This is a genomic window from Mycobacterium sp., from assembly GCF_035603715.1.
Classification (GTDB): Bacteria; Actinomycetota; Actinomycetes; order Mycobacteriales; family Mycobacteriaceae; genus Mycobacterium.
Genome location: NZ_DATNJW010000005.1, coordinates 1 through 4,278 on the forward strand (window position 1 = coordinate 1; position 4,278 = coordinate 4,278).

Consider the following 4,278-nt stretch of genomic DNA (forward strand, 5'->3'; position numbering starts at 1 on the left):
CGAGCGGCCGACGGAGGTACGCATCGGTGACTCTCTTGTCATGGTGACCTCAGCCTCCGAGCGCGAACCGTTCCCGGCTTTCCTCTACGTGTACGTCGACGATGCGGACCTGGCCTATAACCGAGCCGTCAACGCGGGAGCGATGAGTCTGGAGTCGCCGTTCAACACACCGTACGGCGACCGGCGGGCCATGGTCCGCGACCCGTTCGGCAACGTCTTTCAGATCGCGCACCGCACCGAAGACGGGTAAATGTTGTCGGCTTGTCCGGTCCCGATCAACCCAGATTCGCCAGCAGTAGCGCCTCGGCGGTCGCGGCGCGCTCCAGCACGCCGAGATCCAGGCTCTCGTTGATGCTGTGCGCCTGCGTCGCCGGATCCTCCACACCGGTGACGAGGATTGCCGACTTCGGGAAAGCGGCGGCGAATTCGGCGATGAACGGGATCGAACCGCCCATCCCCATGTCGATCGGCTCGGTCCCCCAGGCTTGCCGGAACGCCGCCCGGGCGGCGTCGTAGACCGGGCCGGCGGCGTGGATGGCGTAGGGCTGGCCGACGTCACCGACGGTCACCGTCACGCGGGCACCCCAGGGAGCGTGGTGCTCCAGGTGGGCGCGCAGCACATCCAAGTGTGCGGCCGCGTCGCCGCCTGGGGCTACCCGCATGCTGACCTTGGCGCGAGCGCGCGGGATCAGCGTGTTCGACGATGCGGCGATGGACGTGGTGTCGATGCCGATCACGGTGATCGCCGGCTTGGCCCACAACCGCTGCGGCACCGAACCGGAGCCGATTTCGCTTACCCCGTCCAGCAGGCCCGATTCCGCACGCACCCGCTCGTGCGGGTAATCCACTGCCGCAGCTGTGCTTTCGTGCAGGCCGGCCACCGCGACGTTGCCGTCGTCGTCGTGCAGGCTGGCCAGCAGGCGCGCCAGCACCATTAGCGCGTCGGGCACCACACCACCCCATAGGCCGGAGTGCAGGCCGTGATCCAGCGTGGCGACCTCGACCACGCAGTCGGCCAACCCGCGCAGCGATACCGTCAACGCCGGGACATCGGTGCTCCAGTTGTCCGAATCGGCGATCACGATCACATCGGCGGCCAACGCGTCACGGTGGGTGGCCAGCAGCCTGCCCAGCGACGGTGAACCGGACTCCTCCTCGCCTTCGACGAACACCGTCACCCCGACCGGAGGATTGCCGCCGTGCGCCCGAAACGCCGCCAAATGCGTTGCAATACCGGCCTTGTCGTCGGCGCTGCCGCGCCCGTACAGTCGGCCGTTGCGTTCGGTCGGCTCGAACGGCGGCGACGCCCACTGCGCAGGATCGCCCTCGGGCTGCACATCGTGGTGGGCATACAGCAGCACGGTCGGCGCACCGGGCGGCGCGGGATGTCGCGCGATCACGGCTGGCGCACCGCCCTCGCTGACGATCTGCACATCACCAAAACCTGCCTGCGACAACAGGTCTGCAGTCAATCGGGCACTGCGATGCACCTGGTCGCGGCGAGCGGGGTCAGCCCACACCGACTGGATACGGACCAGGTTCTCCAGATCGTCGCGTACCGAAGGCAACACCTGGCGCACTCGTTCGACCAGATCGCTCATGGCCTCGAGGCTAGTCGGGCTGCGCTCGACGCGAGACGCTGAGGCACCATCCGCCACACGGGTCACTTGAGGTGGCGGCGGCCTTCGTGCCCACCTCTCAGCGACAAGGCGGTAGAGCGGCCGAGTTGTCGCTCGGAGGTGGGCAAATCGCCATGTGCCCGACTCCGTGTGACGGATGAGAAGGAGCTACGGCGCTTCGAGAATGGCCACCGCGGCAGCGGTGTCGGCTTCGTGCGTCAACGACACGTGGATCGTCACGTCCTTCAGGTGCTTGGCGATATCGCCGGTCAACCGCACCCGCGGCCGGCCCCACATATCGGTGACGACCTCGATGTCGCGATGGATGTCCTCGCGCAACACCGGCCGTTGGGAGAACCGCGATCCGGACCAGGCCTTGATCACCGCTTCCTTGGCCGCCCACCGCGCCGCCAGGTGTCGTGCGGCCGACGAACTCTTGTCCGACGCGTCACGCCGCTCACCTGGGGTGAAGGTCTCGGCGAAAACCGTTCCGGGCTGGTCGACCTGCTCGGCGAACTCAGCAATGGAGACAAGGTCTATCCCCACTCCGACAATGCTCATTTCTGCGAACCTATCGGATGCTCACTGGCGGTAGACGTCGTCGTCGCCCAATCGCGCGTTCGCGTCGAGCAACATCGACGCTTCCTGCCGCTTCTCGGACACCTCATGGTCGAAGCGACGGTCGGCGGGCCGCTCGTACAGTGCGGGGCCGCCGGCGATCGCCGACGCCAGTCGTCGCTGTCCGGCCAGCAGACGTGCGTCTGCCCTACGCAGGTAATCCGCGCGCTGTTCGGCGTCCAGCGTCGCCATGAAGGCCTCCGGGTGCACCAACGCGACCAGACCGGAGACGTGGCCGAACCCGAGGCTGGTCACCAGCCCGGCCTTCAGCGGGAACTTCTCGCCGAGGCGCAGCGTGTCGCGCACCCAGACGAAGTGCGCGGAGTCCGCGAGTTCGTCGTCGACGCAATCCAGGCTGCGATTGGGCGGGATGACCCCGTCGCGCAGGATCTGGCACAGGCCCATCATCTGGAAGACCGCCGCGCCGCCCTTGGCGTGCCCGGTGAGGCTCTTCTGCGACACGATGAACAGCGGGGCACCGTCGGAGCGACCCATCGAATCGGCCAGCCGCTCATGCAGTTCGGTCTCGTTGGGGTCGTTGGCCAACGTCGAGGTGTCGTGCTTGGAGATCACCGCGACGTCGTCAGCGCCGACGCCCAGCTTGGCCAGCGACCGCGCCAGCGGCGAATCCTTGCCCCCACGTCCGGCACCCAGCGCGCCCAGGCCCGGGGCCGGGATCGAGGTGTGCACACCGTCGGCGAAGGACTGCGCGTAGCCAACCACTGCCAGCACCGGCAGACCCATCTTGAGCGCGAGGTCGCCGCGGGCCAGCAGGATGGTGCCGCCGCCCTGAGCTTCCAGGAACCCGAGCCGGCGCCGGTCGTTGGGCCGGGAGAACTTCGAGTCCGCAATGCCCCTGCCGCGCATCATGCTGGTGTCGGCGGTCGCGGCCATGTCACCGAAGCCGATGATCGCCTCCAGCGTCAGGTCGTCGAACCCACCGGTGACCACCAGTTCGGCCTTGCCGAGCCGGATCTTGTCCGCACCCTCCTCGACCGAGACCGCCGCGGTGGCGCACGCGCCAACCGGGTGGATCATCGCGCCATAGCTACCGACATACGACTGAATCACATGTGCGGCAACGACGTTGGGCAGCACTTCTTGCAGGATGTCGTTCGGCTTGTTCCGGCCGAGCAGGTTGCCGTGATACATGGTCTGCATCGACGTCATGCCACCCATGCCGGTTCCCTGCGTGCTGGCCACCAAGCCCGGGTGCACCCATCGCATCAGCTCGGTCGGAGTGAAGCCCGACGACAGGAACGCGTCGACGGTCGCCACGATGTTCCACAGCGCCACCCGGTCGACCGAGCTGGCCATGTCTTGGCTGATACCGAACACCGTCGGGTCGAATCCGGTGGGGATCTGCGCGCCGACCGTCCGCGACAGCTTGGTCTTGCGTGGCACACGAATCTCGGTGCCCGCCTTACGGGTAACCTGCCAGTCGGTGGAGCCCGGGACCGGCTGGACCACGGTGTGCTCGGCGTCGAACTGGGCGAACCCACGGGCGTCGGCCTCCGATGAGACGACGAACGTGAAGTCTTTGTCCAGGAAGACGCTCACCATGAGTGGCGACGCGTGATCGGGATCGATCGCACCGTCGTCGACGAATTCACGGATGCCGACGCGTTCTACCACGATGTCGTGATAACGCTCGACCAACTCGGCCTCGTCGATCAGGTCGCCGGACTCGGTGTCATACCAGCCCGGCGTCGGGTCGTCCTCCCACTTGATCAGACCTGTAGTCCAGGCCAATTCGAGCACACCGGCGGCCGACAGTTCGTTGTCGACCTCCATCTCGAAGCGAGTCCGCGACGAGCCGTACGGGCCGAGTTCGGCGCCGCCGACGATGACCACCAACTCGGACGGGTCGACGTCGAGGTCGGCCCAGACCGGCGGCGGGGCCGGGCTGAAACCGCGTGGCGGCGAGGGCAGTGCGGCGATGGTCCCCTCGTCGGCAATCTCTTCGTCAACGGCAGCTTCGGTGGCCACCTCCTCGCGGGCCTTGGCGGCCAGCTCGGCCATGTCCAGCTCGACATCACCG

General features: G+C 67.3%; 4 protein-coding genes. 1 reads left to right on the top strand and 3 read right to left on the bottom strand.

Annotation, left to right across the window (positions count from 1 at the left end):
• Positions 1-250 (top strand): VOC family protein (locus VN856_RS00100; RefSeq protein WP_325685103.1); only part of this gene is annotated, 250 nt, incomplete at its 5' end.
• Between the two features lie 25 nt (positions 251-275).
• Here the strand turns inward: VN856_RS00100 and VN856_RS00105 are convergent.
• From VN856_RS00105 to VN856_RS00115, 3 genes are all read right to left on the bottom strand, one after another.
• Positions 276-1,601 carry a dipeptidase gene (locus VN856_RS00105; protein WP_325685104.1) on the bottom strand — a complete coding sequence of 442 codons (1,326 nt, stop codon included), beginning with the start codon at positions 1,599-1,601 and terminating at the stop codon, positions 276-278.
• A gap of 186 nt (positions 1,602-1,787) precedes the next feature.
• Positions 1,788-2,180: a holo-ACP synthase gene (locus tag VN856_RS00110; protein ID WP_325685105.1), complete on the bottom strand. Its 393-nt coding sequence runs from the start codon at positions 2,178-2,180 to the stop codon at positions 1,788-1,790.
• A 21-nt stretch (positions 2,181-2,201) separates the two neighbouring features.
• Positions 2,202-4,278 (bottom strand): beta-ketoacyl synthase N-terminal-like domain-containing protein (locus VN856_RS00115; protein ID WP_325685106.1); only part of this gene is annotated, 2,077 nt, incomplete at its 5' end.